Source organism: Anaerovibrio sp. (assembly GCF_045637405.1).
GTDB lineage: Bacteria > Bacillota > Negativicutes > Selenomonadales > Selenomonadaceae > Anaerovibrio.
In genome coordinates this window covers 1-21,317 of sequence record NZ_JAZTZI010000001.1, presented here as the reverse complement: position 1 = coordinate 21,317, position 21,317 = coordinate 1, and the positions used below count along the sequence as shown (strand labels likewise).

The 21,317-nt window shown below is 45.5% G+C and carries 20 protein-coding genes, 1 tRNA gene and 1 pseudogene; 18 read left to right on the top strand and 4 right to left on the bottom strand.

The window, feature by feature from the left end:
• Positions 1–194 precede the first annotated feature (194 nt).
• From sufC to sufU, 5 genes are read left to right on the top strand one after another with little or no spacing between them, the layout of a single operon-like run.
• The gene (sufC, locus tag ACKI5G_RS00110) at positions 195–962 is read left to right on the top strand and encodes a Fe-S cluster assembly ATPase SufC (protein ID WP_407396489.1); all 768 of its coding nucleotides are present in this window, start codon (positions 195–197) and stop codon (positions 960–962) included.
• Positions 963–964: 2 nt separating this feature from the next.
• Positions 965–2,371 carry a Fe-S cluster assembly protein SufB gene (sufB, locus tag ACKI5G_RS00105; protein ID WP_407396466.1) on the top strand — a complete coding sequence of 469 codons (1,407 nt, stop codon included), beginning with the start codon at positions 965–967 and terminating at the stop codon, positions 2,369–2,371.
• A gap of 14 nt (positions 2,372–2,385) precedes the next feature.
• Complete coding sequence (locus tag ACKI5G_RS00100) at positions 2,386–3,219, top strand: SufB/SufD family protein (RefSeq protein WP_407396464.1); 834 nt, start codon at positions 2,386–2,388, stop codon at positions 3,217–3,219.
• Positions 3,212–4,447: a cysteine desulfurase gene (locus tag ACKI5G_RS00095; RefSeq protein ID WP_407396462.1), complete on the top strand. Its 1,236-nt coding sequence runs from the start codon at positions 3,212–3,214 to the stop codon at positions 4,445–4,447. The genes ACKI5G_RS00100 and ACKI5G_RS00095 overlap by 8 nt, the downstream gene beginning before the upstream one ends.
• Positions 4,437–4,877 carry a Fe-S cluster assembly sulfur transfer protein SufU gene (gene sufU / locus ACKI5G_RS00090; protein ID WP_027396770.1) on the top strand — a complete coding sequence of 147 codons (441 nt, stop codon included), beginning with the start codon at positions 4,437–4,439 and terminating at the stop codon, positions 4,875–4,877. The genes ACKI5G_RS00095 and sufU overlap by 11 nt, the downstream gene beginning before the upstream one ends.
• Positions 4,878–5,239: 362 nt before the next feature.
• Here the strand turns inward: sufU and ACKI5G_RS00085 are convergent, their stop codons facing one another.
• On the bottom strand, positions 5,240–5,674 hold the full coding sequence (locus ACKI5G_RS00085; RefSeq protein WP_407396460.1) for a PaaI family thioesterase: 435 nt from the start codon (positions 5,672–5,674) through the stop codon (positions 5,240–5,242).
• 96 nt (positions 5,675–5,770) lie between these two features.
• On the opposite strand from ACKI5G_RS00085, the gene ACKI5G_RS00080 reads away from it, so the two are divergent.
• The 3 genes from ACKI5G_RS00080 to ACKI5G_RS00070 all read left to right on the top strand — a co-directional run bounded on the left by ACKI5G_RS00080 (position 5,771) and on the right by ACKI5G_RS00070 (position 9,647).
• Positions 5,771–6,406 carry an HAD family hydrolase gene (locus tag ACKI5G_RS00080; protein WP_407396458.1) on the top strand — a complete coding sequence of 212 codons (636 nt, stop codon included), beginning with the start codon at positions 5,771–5,773 and terminating at the stop codon, positions 6,404–6,406.
• Positions 6,407–6,438: 32 nt separating this feature from the next.
• Positions 6,439–7,701, top strand: a complete 1,263-nt coding sequence (locus ACKI5G_RS00075; protein ID WP_407396456.1) for a metallophosphoesterase — start codon at positions 6,439–6,441, stop codon at positions 7,699–7,701.
• Between the two features lie 503 nt (positions 7,702–8,204).
• Positions 8,205–9,647 (top strand): alanine/glycine:cation symporter family protein, encoded by a 1,443-nt coding sequence (locus tag ACKI5G_RS00070; RefSeq protein ID WP_407396454.1) that lies wholly within the window; start codon positions 8,205–8,207, stop codon positions 9,645–9,647.
• Between the two features lie 299 nt (positions 9,648–9,946).
• Here ACKI5G_RS00070 and ACKI5G_RS00065 read toward each other — a convergent pair whose 3' ends face one another.
• The 3 genes from ACKI5G_RS00065 to ACKI5G_RS00055 all read right to left on the bottom strand — a co-directional run bounded on the left by ACKI5G_RS00065 (position 9,947) and on the right by ACKI5G_RS00055 (position 13,280).
• Positions 9,947–11,233, bottom strand: a complete 1,287-nt coding sequence (locus ACKI5G_RS00065; RefSeq protein WP_407396452.1) for an O-acetylhomoserine aminocarboxypropyltransferase/cysteine synthase family protein — start codon at positions 11,231–11,233, stop codon at positions 9,947–9,949.
• A gap of 76 nt (positions 11,234–11,309) precedes the next feature.
• Positions 11,310–12,263 carry a PRC-barrel domain-containing protein gene (locus ACKI5G_RS00060; RefSeq protein WP_407396450.1) on the bottom strand — a complete coding sequence of 318 codons (954 nt, stop codon included), beginning with the start codon at positions 12,261–12,263 and terminating at the stop codon, positions 11,310–11,312.
• 24 nt (positions 12,264–12,287) lie between these two features.
• On the bottom strand, positions 12,288–13,280 hold the full coding sequence (locus ACKI5G_RS00055; protein ID WP_407396448.1) for a hypothetical protein: 993 nt from the start codon (positions 13,278–13,280) through the stop codon (positions 12,288–12,290).
• A gap of 241 nt (positions 13,281–13,521) precedes the next feature.
• Here ACKI5G_RS00055 and ACKI5G_RS00050 point away from each other — a divergent pair, with 241 nt between their 5' ends.
• From ACKI5G_RS00050 to ACKI5G_RS00005, 10 genes and pseudogenes are all read left to right on the top strand, one after another.
• Complete coding sequence (locus ACKI5G_RS00050) at positions 13,522–13,797, top strand: HPr family phosphocarrier protein (RefSeq protein ID WP_027396778.1); 276 nt, start codon at positions 13,522–13,524, stop codon at positions 13,795–13,797.
• A 33-nt stretch (positions 13,798–13,830) separates the two neighbouring features.
• The gene (gene ptsP / locus ACKI5G_RS00045) at positions 13,831–15,537 is read left to right on the top strand and encodes a phosphoenolpyruvate--protein phosphotransferase (RefSeq protein WP_407396446.1); all 1,707 of its coding nucleotides are present in this window, start codon (positions 13,831–13,833) and stop codon (positions 15,535–15,537) included.
• A 73-nt stretch (positions 15,538–15,610) separates the two neighbouring features.
• Entirely contained in the window at positions 15,611–16,288 is a 678-nt protein-coding gene (locus ACKI5G_RS00040) for a uracil-DNA glycosylase (RefSeq protein ID WP_407396444.1), read from the top strand.
• A gap of 376 nt (positions 16,289–16,664) precedes the next feature.
• Positions 16,665–16,740: transfer RNA gene (locus tag ACKI5G_RS00035), tRNA-Gln, on the top strand.
• Between the two features lie 187 nt (positions 16,741–16,927).
• Entirely contained in the window at positions 16,928–17,212 is a 285-nt protein-coding gene (gene rpsF, locus ACKI5G_RS00030; RefSeq protein ID WP_027396781.1) for a 30S ribosomal protein S6, read from the top strand.
• Between the two features lie 19 nt (positions 17,213–17,231).
• Positions 17,232–17,672: a single-stranded DNA-binding protein gene (locus ACKI5G_RS00025; RefSeq protein ID WP_027396782.1), complete on the top strand. Its 441-nt coding sequence runs from the start codon at positions 17,232–17,234 to the stop codon at positions 17,670–17,672.
• Positions 17,673–17,687: 15 nt separating this feature from the next.
• On the top strand, positions 17,688–17,921 hold the full coding sequence (gene rpsR / locus ACKI5G_RS00020) for a 30S ribosomal protein S18 (RefSeq protein WP_027396783.1): 234 nt from the start codon (positions 17,688–17,690) through the stop codon (positions 17,919–17,921).
• A 71-nt stretch (positions 17,922–17,992) separates the two neighbouring features.
• A complete protein-coding gene (locus ACKI5G_RS00015) occupies positions 17,993–19,582 on the top strand; it encodes a ClC family H(+)/Cl(-) exchange transporter (RefSeq protein ID WP_407396441.1) in 1,590 nt (529 codons plus the stop codon).
• 143 nt (positions 19,583–19,725) lie between these two features.
• Positions 19,726–20,493 (top strand): DeoR/GlpR family DNA-binding transcription regulator, encoded by a 768-nt coding sequence (locus ACKI5G_RS00010; RefSeq protein ID WP_039206800.1) that lies wholly within the window; start codon positions 19,726–19,728, stop codon positions 20,491–20,493.
• 19 nt (positions 20,494–20,512) lie between these two features.
• A pseudogene (locus ACKI5G_RS00005) lies at positions 20,513–21,317 on the top strand (LTA synthase family protein); the annotation flags it as partial.

The window sequence follows — 21,317 nt, the reverse complement described above, 5'->3', positions numbered from 1 at the left end:
AGTATAAAATCCCGTTTTCAGCTTGAAGACGGGATTTTTATTTTAAAGTTTATGTATTCTTACAAAATTAGTCGGAATTATTGACATCCCATAAAAAACCACTTATTATTAGAGCGTAAATAAAAACTGAGTAAATTAGTCAGAATAGAGGCGGATAGTGTGACTGCCTGTTCTGTGTATTATGGGAGAGATATATTATGGAAAAATTATTGAATATCAAAAAACTGCAGGTGAGCGTGGCTGACGGTGAGGCAGAAGGCACCACCAAGGAAATTCTCAAGGGTATTAATTTGGAGGTTAACCCTGGGGAAATCCATGTGGTATTAGGACCTAACGGCTCCGGTAAGTCAACTCTGATGAATGCCATTATGGGGCATCCAAAGTATGAGATCGCTGGTGGAAGTCTGGAATTTGAGGGAGAGGATCTTACAGCTTTAAAGACCTTTGAACGTGCCCGTAAGGGGATTTTCCTGTCATTCCAGGCTCCGGAGGAAATTCCCGGCATCACTGTGGAGAATATGATTCGTACTGCCAAGCAGGCTGTAACCGGTGAAAATATAAAGGTAATTAAATTCCGCAAGGAATTGAAGGCCGCCATGAAGGAGCTGCAGATGGATGAATCCTATGCCCAGCGCTATATGAACGTGGGCTTTTCCGGCGGCGAAAAGAAGCGTAACGAAATTCTGCAAATGCTGATGCTCCAGCCAAAGCTGGCCCTGTTGGATGAAACTGATTCCGGCCTTGATGTGGATGCGATTCAGATTGTATCCAACGGCGTAAAGAAGTTTCACAATGAGGATAACGCCTGCCTCATCATTACCCACAACACCCGTATATTGAAGCAGCTGAATGTGGACAAGGTTCACGTTCTGATGCAGGGGAAGATTGTGGCTGAGGGTGGCCCTGAGCTTATTGAGAAAATAGACAAAGAGGGCTTTGGTTTTTTGCAGGGAGCTGAGTAAATATGGCACAGGAAAAGACTTATATAGAGGATATTGAGCGTACCCTCTATGATATAAAGAATGTAGATAAATCAAAATATAAATCCCAGTCCGGCTTGACTGAAGATATCATCAGAGATATTTCCGCCAGAAAAAATGACCCGGAATGGATGCTGGAGTTTCGTTTGAAATCTCTGGAGGTGTACAATCAGCTGTCCCTGCCAAATTGGGGACCGGATCTTTCAGAGCTCAACATGGATGAAATCGTCACCTATGTGCAGCCAGATGCCAAAATGACCGGCAGCTGGGATGAGGTGCCTCAGGATATAAAGGATACCTTTGACCGTCTTGGTATTCCTGAGGCGGAGCAGACATCTTTGGCTGGAGTTGGGGCCCAGTATGATTCTGAGGTGGTCTATCACAGTATTCAGGAGGATCTGGTAAAGCAAGGGGTTATCTATACAGATATGGAGACAGCTCTTCATGAGCATGAGGAAATCGTAAGGGATCACTTTATGAAGCTGGTACCCCCAAAGGATCATAAATTTGCGGCCCTTCATGGTGCTGTATGGTCCGGCGGTTCCTTTGTGTATGTGCCGGAGGGAGTTCATGTAGAAATTCCCCTCCAGTCTTATTTCCGTTTAAATGCAGCAGGTGCAGGCCAGTTTGAGCATACCCTTATTATCGTGGAAAAGAACGCCAGCCTACATTTTATTGAGGGCTGCAGTGCGCCTAAATACAATGTAACCAATCTCCATGCCGGCTGTGTGGAGCTGTTTGTCAATGATGGTGCAAGACTTCGTTATTCCACCATTGAAAACTGGTCCAGAAATATGATGAACCTGAATACCAAGCGTGCTGTAGTGGGCAAGGACGGCGTTATTGAATGGGTTTCCGGTTCCTTCGGTTCCCACGTGTCCATGCTGTATCCATGCAGTGTGCTGAAGGGGGAAAATGCCAAGTGTGAATTTACCGGCGTTACCTTTGCCTCCAAGGGGCAGAATCTGGATACGGGAGCCAGCGTTATTCATTGTGCACCTCATACTTCAGCCAATATCAGCACCCGTACTATTTCCAAGGCCGGGGGCAAGGCCACTTACAGAAGTGCGGTGAAGGTTACAAAAAATGCTCCTTATGCCAAATGCTCCGTAAATTGTGAGTCCTTGATGCTGGATGATATTTCCCGCTCCGATACCCTGCCAACCATGGATATTGAGGGGGACGAGGCGGATATCGGCCATGAAGCCACCATTGGACGCATCAGCGATGAGGCAATTTTCTATCTTATGAGCCGTGGAATCAGTGAGGATGAGGCCCGTTCCATGATAGTAAGGGGCTTTGTGGAGCCGATTGCCAAGGAGCTGCCACTGGAATATGCGGTAGAGATGAATAATCTGGTTAATATTGAGCTGGAAGGCACCATGGGTTAAGGGAGGCGTTTGGAATGAATAAAGAAATTTTTAGTGAGATTCCTATGCGGACCTGGAACTGGCTGGGTGTCAATGAAGCTGTTGTGGATAAGGATCTGCTGGTGGAATCCCAGAATCTGGATATAAAAATTGAGGCTGAACATCAGGAAAAAATGATTGTGGAATATCGTAAGGAATCTTACGGTATTGTGAATATAAGTATTGGTGAAAATGCTGTATTGAAGCTGACCCAGCTGCAGCTGATGCCACAGGACTGTGATCATGTGAATGAAATAAATATCGTTCTTGAGAAAAAGGCCAAGCTACAGCTGGTGGCTGTGGAAACAGGAGCAAGGTCATTTGCCTCCAAGGTTAACATTATTCTTAAGGGTGATAAATCACAGGCGGATGTGTCCCTGCTATATTTCGGTGACGGAAACCGCAGCTTGGACATGAATTATGTATTGGAATTCCAGGGCCGCAAAACAGTGGGCAATTTGGAGGTCTACGGTGGCCTTATGGGTGAAAGCCAGAAGATTTTTAGGGGGACCTTGGATTTTAAGCAGGGTTCCAAGCAGGCCAAGGGCTACGAAAAGGAAAATGTGGTGGTGCTCTCCTCCGGGGTACGGAACCGCTCGGTACCGATTATGCTTTCCGGAGAGGATGATGTGGTGGGTAACCATGCTGTATCCTCCGGCAAGATTAACGAGGATAAGCTTCACTACCTTATGAGCCGTGGACTAAGTCCGACAGAGGCCCGTAAGCTGGTGCTGGAAGCTGCCTTTAATCCGGTGTTGGAATTAATTGATGACGAAGCACTGCGGCAGGAGATTGATTCTTATATAAAGGAGCGTCTTGAAAATGAATAACACTGTAAAATTTAAAGCAGACTTTCCTTTATTAGGCAAGCCAATGGGAAATAATCCTCTGGTATATCTTGATAATGGTGCCACCACCCAGAAGCCGCAGGAGGTAATTCAGGCTATTAAGGAGTATTATGACAGCTTTAATGCCAATCCCCACCGGGGGGCCTATGAGCTGAGCATTAAGGCTACGGACATATATGAAAATGCCCGTATGAAGACCCAAAAATTCATTAATGCCAAATACTCCCATGAGATTATTTTTACCAAGAATGCCACAGAATCCTTAAATTTAGTAGCCTACAGCTATGGACTATCCCATGTTGGTACAGGGGATGAGGTGCTTATTGCCATTTCCGAGCATCACAGTAATCTTGTGCCTTGGCAGTATGTGTGTCAAATGAAGGGCGCTACCTTAAAATACATTTACCTTGAGGATGATCATAATCTTTCCCAAAGGGATATTGAGGAGAAAATTACCGGAAAAACTAAGGTGGTGGCTGTGGCCCAGGTTTCCAATGTGCTGGGGCTCATTAACCCCGTAAAGGAAATAATTGACAGAGCTCATAAGGTAGGGGCTGTGGTGGTTGTTGACGGCTCCCAGAGTGTGCCACACATGGCTGTGGACGTACAGGATATGGATGCTGATTTCTTCGTGTTTTCCGGACATAAAATGCTGTCCCCTATGGGGATTGGAGTCCTCTATGGCAAAGAGGCACTGCTGAATGATATGCCACCTTTCCTGATGGGAGGGGACATGATAGATTATGTGGAGGAGCAGCATACGGATTACGCTCCATTGCCTGCCAAATTTGAGGCGGGTACTCAGAATGTGGGGGGGGCAGCCGGTCTTTCTGCTGCCATTGATTACATTAATAAGGTTGGCTTTGATTATATTGAAAAGCAGGAAAAGGAGCTGACGGAATACGCCATCAGCCACATGAAGGAAATGGATTATATTGAGCTTTATGGCTGTGACAGTACCAGGGATAATAAAACCGGTATTGTCACCTTCAATGTTAAGGATGTACATCCCCATGATGTATCCACCATTATGGATGCCCATGGAGTGGCTATCAGGGCAGGCCATCATTGTGCCCAGCCTCTGATGATTTACTTGAAGCAGAATGCCACCTGTCGGGCTAGCTTTTACTTCTACAACAGCAAGGAAGATGTGGATAAATTTATCGAAGCATTATCAAAGGTGAGAGGAGTGTTGGGCCTTGGAGCTTGACAGTATTTATACAGAGCTGATTTCGGAGCATAGTCGCTCCACGGAGCATAAACATCATTTGGAATGTCCTAATATGTCTTTAAAGGGGAGAAATCCCAGCTGCGGTGACGAAATTACCCTGGAGCTGCAGGTGGAGGATGGTTATATAAAGGATGCCTCCTTTGTGGGAATTGGCTGTGCAATTTCTCAGGCCTCTACCTCCATTATGATTGATCTTATAAAGGGTGAATCCGTGGCTAAGGCCAGACATTTGGCCAATCTCTTTCTGCGCATGATTAAGCGGGAGGAGCTGACAGAGGATGAGGAGGAGGAGCTGGATGAAGCCTTCGCCCTGAAGAATATCTCCAATATGCCCGCCAGGGTGAAATGTGCGGTGCTTTCCTGGCATACGCTGGAGGAGGCGTTCAAAGAGGCAGAGGGAATACAGTAAATTCAGTTGTTGATGATAAATATAAATAGCGAGGGCATTGCCTCTAGCATGAAGATTCTAATTGAGTAATTTTGAGGGAAATAAAAAAGAGGGCGATGATAATTGCCTAGCGCAATAGAACAACGAGAACATGTCTATAGCACGAACCCGTCACTAAAACTTTTTCTTGTACTTATATAGTGGAAAAAATTACAACTCGCTTCGCTCAAACAAGTAATTTTTTCCACTAATATATAGGTAATACAAGAAAAAGTTTTTTTACGTTCCGGTTTCTATTGCTATAGACATTGCCCTCGTTTCTTTTCGCTATTAGCAACTGCCCTCGCCTTTTCTTTTTGATTGTTATATAACTGACTACGTTATTATTTGCTTTCTGCCAGCAGTTTACCGATGACGAAGAAGCTGCCGCTGGCCTTGCAAAACAGCTTTCCATCCTCATTTTTCAGCTCGCACTCGCACATCATGGTGCGGGAGCCGTTATGTACCACATGCCCGGTGGCAATGAGCTTTTCTCCCAAAGGCACACCCTTTATAAAGCTCATGTTAAAGGATAGGGTTACTACTTTTTTATTGTGGGAAAGGCAGGCGGCACCCATGGCTGTATCCGCCAGACTCATTAAGGCTCCACCGTGGGACATTTCATAGAAATTGGTGTGCTTACGGTCAATTTTCATTTCCAGGGTAACGGAGCCTTCCTCCACCTTGTCCACCCAAATGTGTAACAGCTCCACATAAGGATTTTCCTTGTAAAAAAGTCGCAGATGCTTGGTGAGTCTGTTTACAATACTGTCTGTCATTTTTAATACCTCGCTAAATTTTTCTTATGTCATCTATGGTATAATTACATATTATGAATTAATTATACGCCAACTGGCTGGAAAAGGAAAAAATACATGAAATATAAGTATTATTTTTTTGATTTTGATTATACCCTGGTAAATTCGGAAAAGGGGATTGTGGAATGTTTTTTACGGACCTTGGAAGAATTTAACATACCCGCAAAGCCCTGGGATGAAATTAAGCTCACCATCGGTATGCCAATGATGGATGCCATTACCCAGGTTACGGGATTAACTGATGAGGGGGAGAAATATAAATTCCTGCTGGCATATAAAAAGTATGCGGCTGAATTAATGACTCCCAATACCCATTTCTTCCCAGATACCATTGCCACATTGGAAAAGCTGAAGGCAGCGGGCTGTACAGTGGCTATTATTTCCACGAAAACCCGCCATCGCATAGAAGAAAAATTTCAGCAGGATGGACAAGCTCATCTTATTGATTTTATTATTGGAAGTGAGGATACCACTGCCAGCAAACCGGACCCTCAGGGCATCAACATGGCCGTTAAGCGCACCGGGGCAGACAGAAAAGATGTGCTTTATGTGGGGGACAGCCTTTATGATGCCGGGGCGGCTAAAAATGCCGGTGTGGATTTTGCTGCTGTTCTTACGGGCAATACCAAAGGTGAAGAATTTGCCCCGTATCCATCGGTGCAGATAATAAATAGCCTAAAGGAATTGCAATAATTTTCATTTTTCCATGAAATGGGAGAGAAAAAATGGCTTCAAAACTAAATAGACGTTCATTTATAAAGGTCTTTTTTTCGGGAATAGTTTCTGCGATAATGGGGAAATTCAATAAATCCTCTGCTGCAGTGGCAGGCAGTGATATTTATTTGCCACGCCAGCTTATAACAAAGGACAGCACCCATTCCAGAACTATTATGTGGCATTCACGAAATCCCCATAATTCTTTGCGGGTTAACGTAAGGGACGATGGAGGCAATGTTGCGTCATATATGGGAGGCGGTGGGCTCTTTCAGGATAATGGGGAGAGCTTTTATATTAATAAGGTTTTGATAAATCGGCTCCAGCCCAATAGCAATTATACATATCAGATTGTGCAGGACGGGGCCACAAGTCCTTGGTATCCTATGGAAGCAGGTGGCAGTGATACCATGGAGGCACTGATTTTTCCAGATTCCCAATGCTCTGATGGCTACGAAACCTGGAGACGGGTGGCATCAGGGGCCTTCAATGCTCACCGTGATATAAATATGTTTATTAATATGGGAGATCTGGTGGATAACGGTGAGGCGGCCTATCAGTGGCGCCAATGGTTTAACGCTATCAGCTCCTATATGCCATCAAAAATATTTGTGCCCCTTATGGGAAATCACGAGACTTATAATCTTAACTGGAAATGCCGTATTCCCCATGCCTTTTTGAATTTTTTTGCAGTTCCGGACAATGGAAGTGCAGCCTTTCAGCGTTACTATTATTCCTTTGACTGTGGCCCGGTGCATTTTATTGTGCTGAATACTCAGTTTGAGGAGCTGGACCCTATAAAGCCTGGCCTGATGGAGGAACAGCTTCAGTGGCTACGTCAGGATGTGGCGGCTTCTGATAAGCCATGGAAGGTGGTGCTGATGCATAAGGATATTATTAATTATGATAATCTTGACAGCAGTGAGCCACTGGCAGATATAGATGAAGTGGGAAAGCGGTTTATGCCATATTTTGACGAGCTGGGAATACATCTGATTTTTACAGCCCATCAGCACACCTATAGGCGCCATGGTCATATATATAATTTCGAGCCCTCTGATCATGGACCGGTGTACATTGATACCGGGGTGGCAGGCAATTGCCGCTACAGTGTACCTCGTACCAAGAGGTTTGATAAAATTATGTTGCCTCAGCCGGAAACGGATAATTATCTGACAATTAAGGCCAGCTATGAGGACATATCAGTACAATGTTTTCTCCCTGATGGACAGTTGGGGGATTCTTTTGTATTGACTAATAGTAAACAAAAGTAACTAATTTTAAACTTTAGGGTAGTACAAAGTCCTATTTTTTTTTGAAAAATATTGTTTTTATTACTTGACATGGGTATTTGAGAGCCGTATAATGTATACACAAGGTCAGGAGAGGTGGCCTCGTCGTTTTACATAGGGAGATTACGGCGGACGTCACAGACCTAAGCAAAGGCGGATTTAAATACCGCCTTTTTCTTTTTGCTTAAAAACTTGTCAGACAATTTGAAACAATAAAATCATAAGTCAATACAAAACAATAGATGACTCTGACAATCGCTTTCACGACAAAATAGATACACACCATGTAAATAATAGGTGCGGCTCATATTATTCTTTATTTTCTTCGAATTTTGGAATAAATTTAGAACTATACTTTACAAAAATAAGGTTTGGTACTATACTCTTAACTATACAAAATGTAAATTTTGGGCAATGGAGCCCGTAACGCCGGCAGTAGCTGGAGTTGCGGTATTTTTTTGCCTTATTTCAATAGGAGGGACTATATGGATTATGGACTTATGATTAAACAGGTTAATGATTTTGTATGGGGGCCCATTATGTTGGCTCTGTTGGTGGGAACCGGTATTTTCCTTACCGTGCGGTTAAAATTTAAGCCCTGGACGAACCTTCCTTATGCCATTAAAATGATTTTGGCCAAGAAGAATTCCTCAGAGGGTGATGTTACTCCGTTCCAATCACTGATGATTGCCCTTTCCGCTACAGTGGGAACCGGTAATATTGTCGGTGTTGCTACTGCTATGGTTTTAGGTGGACCGGGGGCTCTGGTTTGGATGTGGATTTCCGCCGCCTTTGGCCTTTCCACCAAGTATGCTGAATCCGTTTTGGCAGTAAAATACCGCGAAACAAACCATCGTGGCGAAATGGCCGGCGGTCCGATGTATGCCATGAAAAATGGTATCGGAGGTTTCTGTGGTAAAACCATGGCCATACTGTTTGCGGCCTTTGCTGTTTGCGCTTCCTTTGGTATCGGCAATATGACCCAGGCCAACTCCATTGCCGCTGCCTTTCATTCCAGCTTTAATGTGGATCCGGCCTTTGTGGGGGCTATATTGGTTATTCTCACCATGGTGGTGCTGTTCAGGGGGGTACATTCTATCGGTGCTGTATCCAGCTTTGTGGTTCCTGTAATGGCGGCCTTTTATTTGGTTGTAGCGTTAGTGGTTATTATTGTCAATGCTGCCAACCTGCCAGCAGGTATCGAGGAGATATTTGTCATGGCCTTTTCTCCTGAGGCTATGGCCGGTGGCGTGGGCGGTACCGTAGTGGCCTCCATTATGTCAGCCATGCGTTGGGGCGTGGCTCGTGGTGTATTTTCCAATGAGGCGGGGCTTGGTTCTGCGCCTATTGCGGCGGCTGCGGCCCGTACAGACCATCCATCACGTCAGGGCTATGTTAATATGACCGGAACCTTCTTTGATACCATGATTATTTGCGTACTTACCGGTTTGGTTATAGCTTCCTCCGGCGCTCTTGGCACCATTGACCCGGAGACGGGTAAGGCTGTATCTGGTGCTCAGCTGACCATTTTGGCCTTTTCAACCGTTTTTGGTGAGCATGCCAGAGTTATTATTTCCTGCTCTTTGGCCTTGTTTGCCTTCTCTACCATTCTCGGTTGGGAGTATTACGGAGAAAAGGCTCTGGAATACCTGTGGGATAACCACGATCTTACAGTAATGTACAGAACAGTTTATGCCTTTGTGACCTATGTGGGTGCCACCCAGGCTCTGGATATGGTATGGGATTTTTCCGATACTGCCAACGGCCTTATGGCTATTCCAAACCTGATTTGTCTCTTATGGCTTAGCAAGGATGTGGCCAGAGAATGCTTCGATTATGAGGAGCGGGTAGCAGTTCGGGAGAAGAGGGGAGAAAAGGTAGATCTGAATCTGGAGTCCTCGGATTATGCAAAGAAGAGCTTAATTTAAAGCAACATAAAATCAGAGCAAAAAAGCTAGGGTAAATGCAGTACATGTATGTGCTGCATACCCTAGCTTTTTTATTGGATATTTCAAGCTAGCAGAGCGTTGCCTGTAGCAAGAACCCGTCACTAATTTTTTTTCTTCCCCTCATATAGTAGTAAAAATTACAACTCGCTTTGCTCTTACATGACTAGCTTCGCGTCGCTCAAACAAGTAATTTTTACTACTAATACATAGGTAAGGTAAGAAAAAGAATTTTAACGCTCCGTGTTCAACTGCTCCAGGCAATCGCTCTGCTAGCTATATCATATTGCCTCTAAAGCCTGCTTTAAGTCACTAATAAGGTCTGCTTTGTCCTCCAGCCCACAGGACATGCGCACCAGTCCTGCTGGGATTCCAGCCTCTATAAGCTGCTCCTCCGTCAGCTGACGATGGGTGGAGGTGGCAGGATTCAGACAACAGGTTCTGGCATCTGCCACGTGGGTTTCAATGGCTGCCAGCTTCAAATTCTTCATAAAGGTCTCTGCTGCCTTACGGCCACCCTTTAATTCAAAGGAAACCACGCCACAGCCACCATTTGGCAGATACTTCTGGGCCAGGCTGTTATATTTATTGCTCTTAAGTCCAGGATAATTTACGGAAACCACCTGTGGCTGACTCTCAAGGAATTCAGCTACAGCCTGGCCGTTTTCCACATGACGGTCCATACGCACGTGGAGGGATTCCAGACCAAGATTCAGCATAAAGGCACTTTGAGGGGACTGAACGCAGCCAAGATCACGCATCAGCTGAACCACGGCCTTGGTGATAAAGGCTCCCTCATTGCCGAATTTTTCTGCATAAATAAGACCGTGATAGGATTCATCAGGGGCGGTAAGCCCTGGGAACTTGTCCTTATGTGCCATCCAGTCGAATTTTCCGGAATCTATAATAGCACCGCCTACAGCTGCGCCATGGCCGTCCATATACTTAGTGGTGGAGTGGGTAACGATATCTGCCCCCCACTCTATTGGCCGGCAGTTTACAGGGGTAGGGAAGGTATTATCCACCACCAGTGGTACTCCGTGTTTGTGAGCCACTTTGGCGAATTTCTCAATATCAAGAACAGTAAGAGCAGGGTTGGCAATGGTTTCGCCGAACATGGCTCTGGTATTTTCCTTAAAGGCGGCAGACAGCTCCTCCTCGGAGGCATCTGGGGAAACGAAGGTGGCCTCTATGCCCATCTTTGCCATAGTTACCGCAATAAGGTTAAAGGTGCCGCCATAAATGGAGGAGGATGCCACAATATGGTCTCCTGCCTCACATATATTAAACAGGGCGAAGAAGTTGGCTGCCTGGCCGGAGGAAGTAAGCATGGCGGCACTGCCTCCCTCCAAGCTGCAAATCTTGGCTGCTACAGTATCGCAGGTGGGATTCTGCAGGCGGGAATAGAAATAGCCGGTGGCCTCTAAATCGAAGAGCTTGCCCATGTCCTCGCTGGTATCATATTTAAAGGTTGTGGACTGGATTATTGGTATCTGCCGTGGTTCTCCGTTGCCTGGAGTGTAGCCGGCCTGAACACATCTGGTGTTAATGGAATAATCATTTTTCATATATAAACCCCCTTTTTATGAATGAAACAAAGAGCATTGGCCGAAGCCAATGCCCTTTAAAAGTTTAGTTTAAAATTTACTGCACGTTCAGTGTAAGAGGAACGAACATGTTGGAGAGCTGTGCTCTCTGGATAACTTCCTCAGTGATAGGGTCGCCTTCGTTTACGATAACAACACCAGTTGGGGAAGTAAGAGTACGGCGGGCGGTTTTACCAAGGATAAACTTGCGCTGTCTGTCAATGGTAGTATTATTTGCCGCCTGATGCATGGAATCATGGGCTGCAACTGGTTCAGGTGCAGGTTCTTCTTCCTTAACCTCCTCAGCAGCTGGTTCTTCCTCTGGCTGAGGTTCCTCTGCAGGAGTTTCTTCCACAGGAGCTTCTTCAGCTGGTTCCTCAACTACTGGTTCTTCTTCTGGCTGAGGTTCCTCTACAGGAGCTGCTTCCACAGGAGCCTCCACAGCTGGTTCCTCAGCTACTGGCGCCTCAACTGCTGGTTCTTCAACGGCAGGAGCCTCCACGGCAACCTCAGTGGACTCAGCAGGAGCTGCACTTAATTCATTAGTTTTTTTTTCCGAATCGATGATGGTTACCTGCTTACCGAAAATGGAAATCTGATCAGAAGTGATTTCAGACAGGCTGCCATCTGATGCTTCGATTTCGCATTTTTCGATTTTGCCACCTTCACCGACATAAATCTCAACTACATTACCCTGGATAGTACCGGACTTGGTGATGGCCTTTGTGCCGATAACCTTTACGTTTTCGTCCATCATGGTCTCATAGTCACCGGCATTCTCAAGGGTGAGAATGGTTTCGCTGTTAACAACGGTTACAGCATCTTCACCGATAGCTACTACAGAAGAATATGGGAGAAGCTTTACGCCTCTGTACCAATCCTCATCCTCAATAATAATGGCAGCAATGGCACCGTTCTTGGCATCAACCAGCAGTCCCTTGCTCATGCCCAGTTCACGGCCCTCAGTGATACTGATGACTGGCAAACCGATAATTTCTACACTCTTTTTCATGGAAAAATCCTCCCTAATTATTTATCAAATAGAGCGAGCCTTTCTCTCGTTGTAGATAGACTCGATTTTTGACATATAGTCCTTTGGAATATCGAAGAATGGGGTGTCAGGCTGATTCTCTGCTATCAGCACCTCTTTGGTAGCCTCCAGATAAATCATACTGTCCTCAAACTCCGCCAGCATGTCGGGACTGTCCGCAACTGCTGGTATTTCAAGTGCATCATAGAAGCACTGAATTGCTTCATCATACCGCCCGTGATCCTTGTGGATATTGACAATTTCCAGTACAAGGAATGGGGCGTAGGCATCGTCACGATACTGCTCCAGGGCGTAATTGTAAGCCTTCAGAGCGCTGCTCCAATCAGAAGAGCCCTTTAATTCAAAGGCATAATCCAGAACATCATCCAGAGTAGCAGTATCGGCCAGCTTCTCATCCACGGAAGGTGATGGCTCAGGCTTAGGCTCAGCTTCTGGAGCTTCTTCCTCAACCACAGTTTCAACTTCTGCTTCCTTAGGAGCTTCTTCCTCGCCTACAGCCTCGATTACAGGCTCTGGAATTTCTTCCTCAACCACAGTTTCGATTGCAGGCTCTGGTTCAGCTTGACCTACAGGCTCTTGCGCTTTGTCCTTGGCAATTAAGGATTCAACTTCTTCACTGGAAAGGATAGCTGAATTGACCACTGGAACCAATTCTTCCTCAGCTGGAATAGTATCCTGCTCCTGCTGGATGTTGTCACCATTAGTGGCTTCCAGCTGCTTTCGTCGTTTGCGGATAAAGAAATGGTTAATACCGGTAATAACTATAGCCGCAATAAGAATCATGGCACCCAGAACGGTGAAACGGTATTCCGTAAGAAATGGTGCCACTGGAATTGACAGGAAATTTATCAGCAGTGCGCAAACACCGCAACCCACCAAAGCTGGAAGGCTCAAGGCCCAGTCCAGAGCACGGGCTACCTTATATACGACCAAAATGGCCACAGTCATAATGATAGCCGTCATAATAAAGAACATCAAATAAAATCACCACTATAGAATTGTAAGTATAGTCTGTGGTTATAATTTGCAGATATTATTCCCCACAATAAAAATATATTCGACAAACCACAGGAAAATCCTTTAAAATAAGCATAGGAACAATAAAAAACTGCATTTCCTTGCAGGGGATTTTCCCATTGTGTCGAATATACAGTTTTGCATTACAAATATAATTTTATCATAACAATTTAAATAATCATAGTAGGAAAGAGGTATTTTTATGCAGGAATTAAATTTGAAGGTATTAAACAAGCCAGGATTACATGCGCGTCCAGCCAAGGAACTGGTAAAATTCAACAAGGGAATTGAGTCTGATGTGGTAATTAAGTTCAATGGCAAAAGTGCCAATATTAAGAGCATGATGGCTGTTATGGCTTTGGGTGCCAAGCAGGATGCTGAGGTTACCGTTACCATTGAGGGTCCTGATGAGGCTGATGTGGCAAAGGCTGTAACTGAAATGTTCGCCAATGGTTTTGGATTCCCTGAAGAGCTGTAATTAAATACTGATCCGTGGGGGGAGGATTTTTTTATGTCAGAGAAAATTCAGGGGAATATTGCCATCCCGGGAATTGCCATCGGAAAAATAATGAAGGTGGGCCAGTCCCTCGATGGGTACATGGCAGCCTATGCTCCAGGCAGTGCAGAGGAGGAGCTTTCCAAACTGGAGGAGGCTATTGATGCAATAACTGCAGCCATTGATGAAAGTGTCGAGACCATGCGGGCCGCAGGACAGGATGAGCAGGCTGAAATTATGGAGGCCCATTCCTTTCTGCTGATGGACCCAATGCTTACTGATGGCATGAATGATAAAACCCGTGAAATGGGCCATGCTCCAAAGGCAGTTTTGGAGGCTGCCCAGGAATGTGCTGAAATGCTGGCGGGTATGGATGATGAATATATGCGGGAGCGCTCTGCCGACGTAAAGGACATTGGCCGTCGTATTGCCCGTCATCTGTTGGGAGTTAAGGAGCCGGAAATCGGGGATGAGCCGGTGGTGCTCTGCGGCTTTGAGGTGGAGCCATCTGCCATTGCCAATATTTCCGACGATAAAATTGCCGGTGTTATCATGGGACAGGGCAGTACCACGTGTCATGCCGTAATAATTGCCAAGTCACGGGCCATTACCACTGTGGTGGGGCTGGAAAACCGCGTGGAGGATATCCCTGAGGGGGCCAAGGTGTTGCTGGACGGCAATGAAGGCCTTGTGCTGGTAAATCCGTCTGAGGATGAGCTGGCCGCCTATGAGGCAAAAATTAAGGCCCAGCAGGAGGAGCAGAAGCGTCTTGATGCCCTGAAGGAGCTGCCGGCGGAAACCACTGATGGGGTAAAGGTGCAGTTGGCTGCCAACATTGGACTTCCAGAGGATGCAGAGGCTGCGGCCAAGTTTGGCAATCAGGGCGTAGGCCTTTTCAGAAGTGAGTTTCTTTTCATGGGACGTGAGAATATCCCGGATGAGGATTTGCAGTTTGAGGCTTATAAGCGGGCAATTGTGGCCTGCAAGGGTGAGACCTGTGTTATCCGTACCATGGATATTGGCGGTGACAAGCCTCTGGCCTACTTGGAAATTCCCCATGAGGATAATCCGTTTCTGGGATATCGTGCTATCCGCATAAGTTTGGAGCGCCCTGACCTTTTTATGCCTCAGCTGAAGGGAATTCTGAGAGCCGGTGTATATGGCAAGGCCGCCATTATGGCACCTATGGTAATCAGTGTGGACGAGGTAAAAGCCATTCGGGCTGCCATGGAAAAGGCCATGGAGGAGCTTGAGGCAGAGGGCAAGGAATACTCCAAGGACGTGGAGCTAGGTATTATGGTGGAAACACCGGCGGCAGCTGTAATGACTCCGGTGCTGGCAAAATATGTGGACTTTTTCAGCATTGGTACCAATGACCTGGTACAGTACACTTTGGCCGTGGACCGCGTAAATCCACAGATCAGCAAGCTCTATGATCACTTTAATCCTGCTGTGCTGCAGCTGATTTATCGCACCATTAAATCCGGTGTGGATAATGGCAAATGGGTAGGCATGTGCGGTGAAATGGCCAGCGATCCTTATGCAGCTGTTATTCTTATGGCCATGGGTATTACAGAGCTCAGCATGAGTGCCCCTTCCATTCCAAAGGTAAAGGAAAAGATTCGTTCCGTATCTATGGATGAGGCCAAGGCCCATCTTGAAAAGGTCATGGCCATGGAAACAGGTGCAGAAATTCGTGAGTATCTTCACAGCAAAATCTAAAAAACGGGACTGCTTTTGCGGTCCCTTTTTCTATTTTCAGTTGCTGTGGTATACTTCTTGTTAGGTGATAGCAGTGAGAATTTTTACAAATGATTGGGAGCAATATCTGCTTCCTGAAATGGAGAAGCCATATTATAAAGAGCTTCGCCAATTTCTTATAAATGAGTATCGCACCCGGCAAATTTTTCCGGATATGTATTCCATATTCAATGCCCTGCACTATACCAGCTTGGCGGATACCAAGGTGGTTATCTTTGGGCAGGATCCATATCATGAGCCGGGACAGGCCCACGGTCTTAGCTTTTCTGTATTGCCAAATGTGCCACCGCCACCCTCCTTGCAGAATATTTTTAAGGAGCTGGAAACGGATTTGGGCTGCAGCGTGCCGGACAATGGTTGTCTGGAGCCATGGGCAAGACAGGGAGTATTATTGCTAAACACTGTTTTGACGGTGCAGGCCCATAATGCCAATTCCCACCAGGGCAAGGGCTGGGAAACTTTTACTGACAGGATAATTTCCATTCTTAATGAGCGGGAAAAGCCTATGGTGTTTATTTTATGGGGGGCACCTGCCAGAAGGAAAAAGGCCATGATTACCAATAAGGCTCATCTTATAATTGAGTCGCCCCATCCAAGTCCCCTTTCTGCATATCGGGGATTTTTCGGCAGCCGGCCATTTTCCAGAGCCAATGAATTTTTGAAGGCCACAGGGCAGGAGCCAATCAACTGGCAGCTGCCAAATATTAAATAATATAGTCGGGCAGATGACTGGTGGATTGAAATATATGCAGCATAAATAACTTTTTACAATAGGGGAAATTGCTTGAAGCACTTGGGCGATGGGCGTTAAGAAACTATTTTTTGCATACTTACACAGCGAGAAAACATCCACTGTTTGAGCGAGTCCTGTAAGGACGACGCGAGTTTGGATTTTTCTTGCTGACTAATTAAAAGCAAAACAATAGTTTTAGCCCTGAGTCCCTTGCTGAAAGCAATACCGCTATAGTAAAAAGTAGTTAGCGGTGAAATTTTTCTGGAATTAGACAGTCTTCCATGTTTTTGTTTAAAAATAATTGTTGACAAGCTGCCACCTTTTAGATATAATTCTCGTTGTCTGAAAGATTCATAGGGGTATCGCCAAGTTGGTAAGGCACTGGATTCTGAATCCAGCATTCGTAGGTTCGAGTCCTGCTACCCCTGCCATTGAATATTATGCACCGCTGAGGCGGTGCTTTTTTGTTGTAAAAAGGAAAATATTTCTTGCATCGATTCTTTCAGAGTGATATAATTTTCAAGTCACAAGGACAAAGATAGTTTCAAATTTTCGTTTGATAACTTTCTCTGCTCCTTATGTAATAAGGAGCCAAAGACCAAAGAGGGAGGTGATTTCGTGAGAAAGTACGAAGTCATATTCATTGTTAAACCAATGGAAGAAGAGGCAACTAACGCTGTAGTTGAGAAGTTCACTAAGCTGTTTGCTGCTAATGGCGGTACTGTTGATTCCGAGGATCGTTGGGGCAAGAAGCGTCTTGCTTATGAGATCAAGGATTGTACCGAAGGCTACTATGTTCTGCTTAACGTAACTGCAGAGCCTGCTTGCGTAGCTGAAGTTGACCGTGTTATGAAGATTACTGATGATCTTCTCAAGCACATGGTTGTACGTGTAGAAGAGTAATAGTTTCGGGAGGTAAACCATGAACAAGGTTATACTGGCAGGCAGATTAGCCCGTGATCCAGAAATGCGTTATACCACTTCTGGTAAGGCAGTTGCATCATTTTCTTTGGCAGTAAATCGCCGTTTTGGCCGTAATGCCGGAGATCAGCAGCAGACTGCGGATTTTATTCCGATTATCGCTTGGGAAAAATTAGCTGAAATTTGTGGTAATAACCTCATAAAAGGAAGTCAGGTATTGGTAGAAGGTCGTATGCAGGTGAGATCCTACGATGCCCAGGACGGATCCAAGAGATACGTTACTGAGGTAGTTGCGAACGAGATCGAGTTTATGGGATCCAAGCAGCAGCGTGACCCTAATGGTGGTGGATTTGCTCCATCTCCTGCTGCAGCACCAGCTGAAGCAGCTCCTATGGGCGGTTTTGGTGGCAGCCCGGTACCAGATGACGATATTCCATTTTGATAGGAGGGAATATACTTGATTAAGCGTGATAGAAGCAGAAGACCTCGTAAGAAGGTTTGCAGTTTCTGCGTAGATAAAGTAGAAGTTATCGACTATAAGGACGTTGCTAAGCTCCGTCGTTATATCACCGAGCGTGGTAAGATTTTACCTCGTCGTATTTCTGGCAACTGCGCAAAGCATCAGCGTCAGGTTACCGTAGCTATTAAGCGCGCACGTAACATCGCTTTGTTGCCATTTACTGCTGAATAATAGTAGATATTAAAGGGATGTGAACAAATGAGAAATCATTTTTCACATCTTTTTTTTTTGAGGTAATCTGTATGGCAACCACAGAAAGATTAATTAAGGATATAACACGGGAACGGCGTTTTCATTTCCGTTTATTTATAGAAGGAATTATTGTAGGTGTTTTTGCAGGCTGTGTTATCGCCCTGTTTAGATACCTTTTGGGGGCATCTGAAATCCTGCGCCCTTTGATTTATAACATGGTAGCTGACAGCTTCAGGGCCGGTGATTATTCATTGACCCTGTTATACGTTGCTGCCTTTGTAATAATTGGCTGGCTGCTTATGAAGATAGTTCGGAATGAGCCTATGTGTACCGGTAGCGGTATTCCCCAGATAAAGGGAATTCTCATGGGGCGCATGAATATGCGATGGCTGTCAGTGTTGGTTTCCAAGCTTATTGGTGGTGTACTGGCTATCGGCGCCGGTTTGTCATTGGGCCGTGAGGGACCCAGTGTTCAGCTGGGGGCCTGTGTGGGGCAGGGAGTGAGCCGCAGACTTATCAGAACCCGTTACGAGGAACGCATCCTTATGACTGCCGGTTCAGGAGCTGGCTTGGCTGCAGCCTTTAATGCACCCTTGGCCGGTGTGATTTTCGGTTTGGAGGAGCTCAACAAGAGCTTTTCGCCGGTTCTTCTTATGGCTTCCATTACAGCGGCGGTTACTGCCACCACCGTTACACAGGTGATTTTTGGGGCGGGCCCGGTATTTCATATTGGTGATCTTGCAATTTTCCCCTTAAATATGTTTGGCATCCTTATCTTATTAGGTGTTTTTATTGGCCTGTTGGGGCGTATTTTTAACCCGTCCCTGCTTTTTTCCATGAATACCTATGATCGTTTGGGACTAAGCGGCATTAAGCGTCCCCTGCTGCCTCTTTTGTTGGCGGCGGCTCTGGGCTTTATTTTGCCTGATATTTTAGGGGGTGGCAATCGGTTGGTGGATGCCCTTTCCCATAATTGGTATCCCCTTTATTTTCTCATGATATTATTTTTGGGAAAATTCCTCTTTACCATGGTGTGCTTTGGTTCCGGGGTGCCGGGAGGCATATTTCTGCCTATGCTGGTGCTGGGGGCCGCGGGAGGCGCGGTATTTGGCAGTGTGCTGGCAAGTTGGGGTATATTGCCCTACATATATGTAGGGGATATTATCGTCTTTGGTATGGCGGCGTATTTTGCAGCGGTGGTAAAATCTCCTATTACAGGCAGTGTCCTTATTATGGAAATGACAGGCTCCTTTCACCATCTGCTGGCCCTTATATGCGTATCTATGACAGCCTATCTGGTGGCGGACCTTACAGGGGGTAAGCCTGTATATGAGGAGCTGTTAAACCGTGCCATCAGGCTAAAGGAAAAGGCTCATGGAATAGGGACTAATTCTGCTGGACGGCGTATAGCCCTGGAGCTGGTTGTCAGCTCCGGCAGCATGGCCCATAAGGCACTGATTAAGGACATTAAATGGCCGGAGCAAACCGTTGTTATCGACATAAAAAGAGGACTACAGCGTATAAACCCAATGGAAGATGCCCGACTTTATGCAGGGGATTTTGTGTATTTGTTAACGAATGATACAGATATTTCCCTTCTAAAAGAAATGATAGAAAAGGAATCTACCCCTAAGCGTTAAAAAATAAATTTTTTTAGTTGTATTATTTTTTGAAATTTCGTGCAAAAGAATATGAAATATGATAAAGTAATAGCTGGAAAATAGGACTCATTTAGGATTTTCATCCGTGACTATATTATTTTGAGTGTAAGGACGTGGGATAGATGTTTTTGGAAGAGCGTCAGGAAAGCATAATGAATTTGCTTAATACTGAGGGCAAGGTTCGGGTTAAGGAGCTTAGTGCCAAGTTTAATGTTACAGATGACTGTATCCGTAAGGATTTAGGGTCCCTGGAAAAGCAGGGCCGACTTAAGAGAACCTATGGCGGAGCAGTGGCTATCAGAGAAAATATTCACGCCATAGAGGTAAGCAAGCACAAGGGGTCCGATGTGGATGCCAAGCGTCGCATTGCCCAGGCGGCAGTTAAGCTCATACACGAGCACGATATGGTTTTTTTGGATATTTCCACCAGTAATCTGGCCATTGCGGAATTGCTGATAAAGGACCAGCGGGAGCTTACCATTGTTACCAATATGATTGATATTCTGATTATTTTGGCCCGTCATCCAAGGATTCGCGTCATCTTTGCCGGTGGTAAGATTAACAAGAGCCGTGATGGCTTCTGGGGCGGCATGACCATGGATTTCATTTCCCATTTAAAGCCGGATATTGCCTTTGTAGGTGCTGTAGGGGTAGATGTAATGGAAAACAGCGTATCCACCTACGATATTGAGGATGGTATCAACAAATCCAGAATCATTCGGGTGAGCAAGCGGGCCTACGTTGTAGCTGAGGCCAAGAAGCTCAGCACCGACGGCAATTATAACTACGCCACTTTGGACACACTGTCCGGTCTGATTACCGACGCCCTGCCAGATGAGAAAATCCGTAAGGCGGCGGCTGACTATGGCGTGGACATTATTGTTCCATAAAAATTTTCAAGGAAGTAATATGACAAATAGTAATACAAACCAGTTTAAGGACTGGAATAATTATTATAATCTTATATTCAAGGGGCTGAAGGTATTTCTTTTTTATCTCTCAGTCCTTTCTCTTTGCCGCGTGATATTTATCGGCCTTCTTCAGGATTACATGGGTGCTGATGCAGGCTCTGCTGATATATGGCTGGCCCTTTTTGGCGGTACCCGTTTAAGTATACAGACGGCTGGCCTTATGACTGTGGTGGTGGGACTGCCATCAGCTGTGGTGGCTGTTTTCAGCAGAAAAGGTGGCAAAATACTATTTAAGGTATTAAGCACCGTAACGGCGTCTGTTACCATGATATTGTTCTTTGCCAGTATACCCTATTACCATCAGTTCCATTCAAGATTTCATCAGATGCTGTTTAATACTGCCAACGATGATGTTTATGCCCTTTTTGTGTCCCTGGTGCAGGAATTTAATCTGCCACTAAGGCTTGCCGGGGCTTTACTGGTGTCCTTTGTGGTGTGGTGGTTGCTGAATAGATTTCTTGCGTTCCAGTTTACGGAACATCTGGGGATAAAGGGCAAGCTGACCTCATGGGGAACGGCTGGTATTTGGGCAGAGAAAATATTGGTAATAGCCATCTTTTATCTGGTGGCTCGCCTTGTATTCTTCGGTGGCAGTCTTAGCTGGGAAAATTCTGTCAGCTGGGAAAATGCAGGTATTACCAGGGATGCCTTTTTGAATGAGGCGATTTTGGACGATTATCAGGCTATTTATCGTGGGTACCGTATGAACGGGCGGTTACTGTCCTCTGAGGGATTGGACTTTA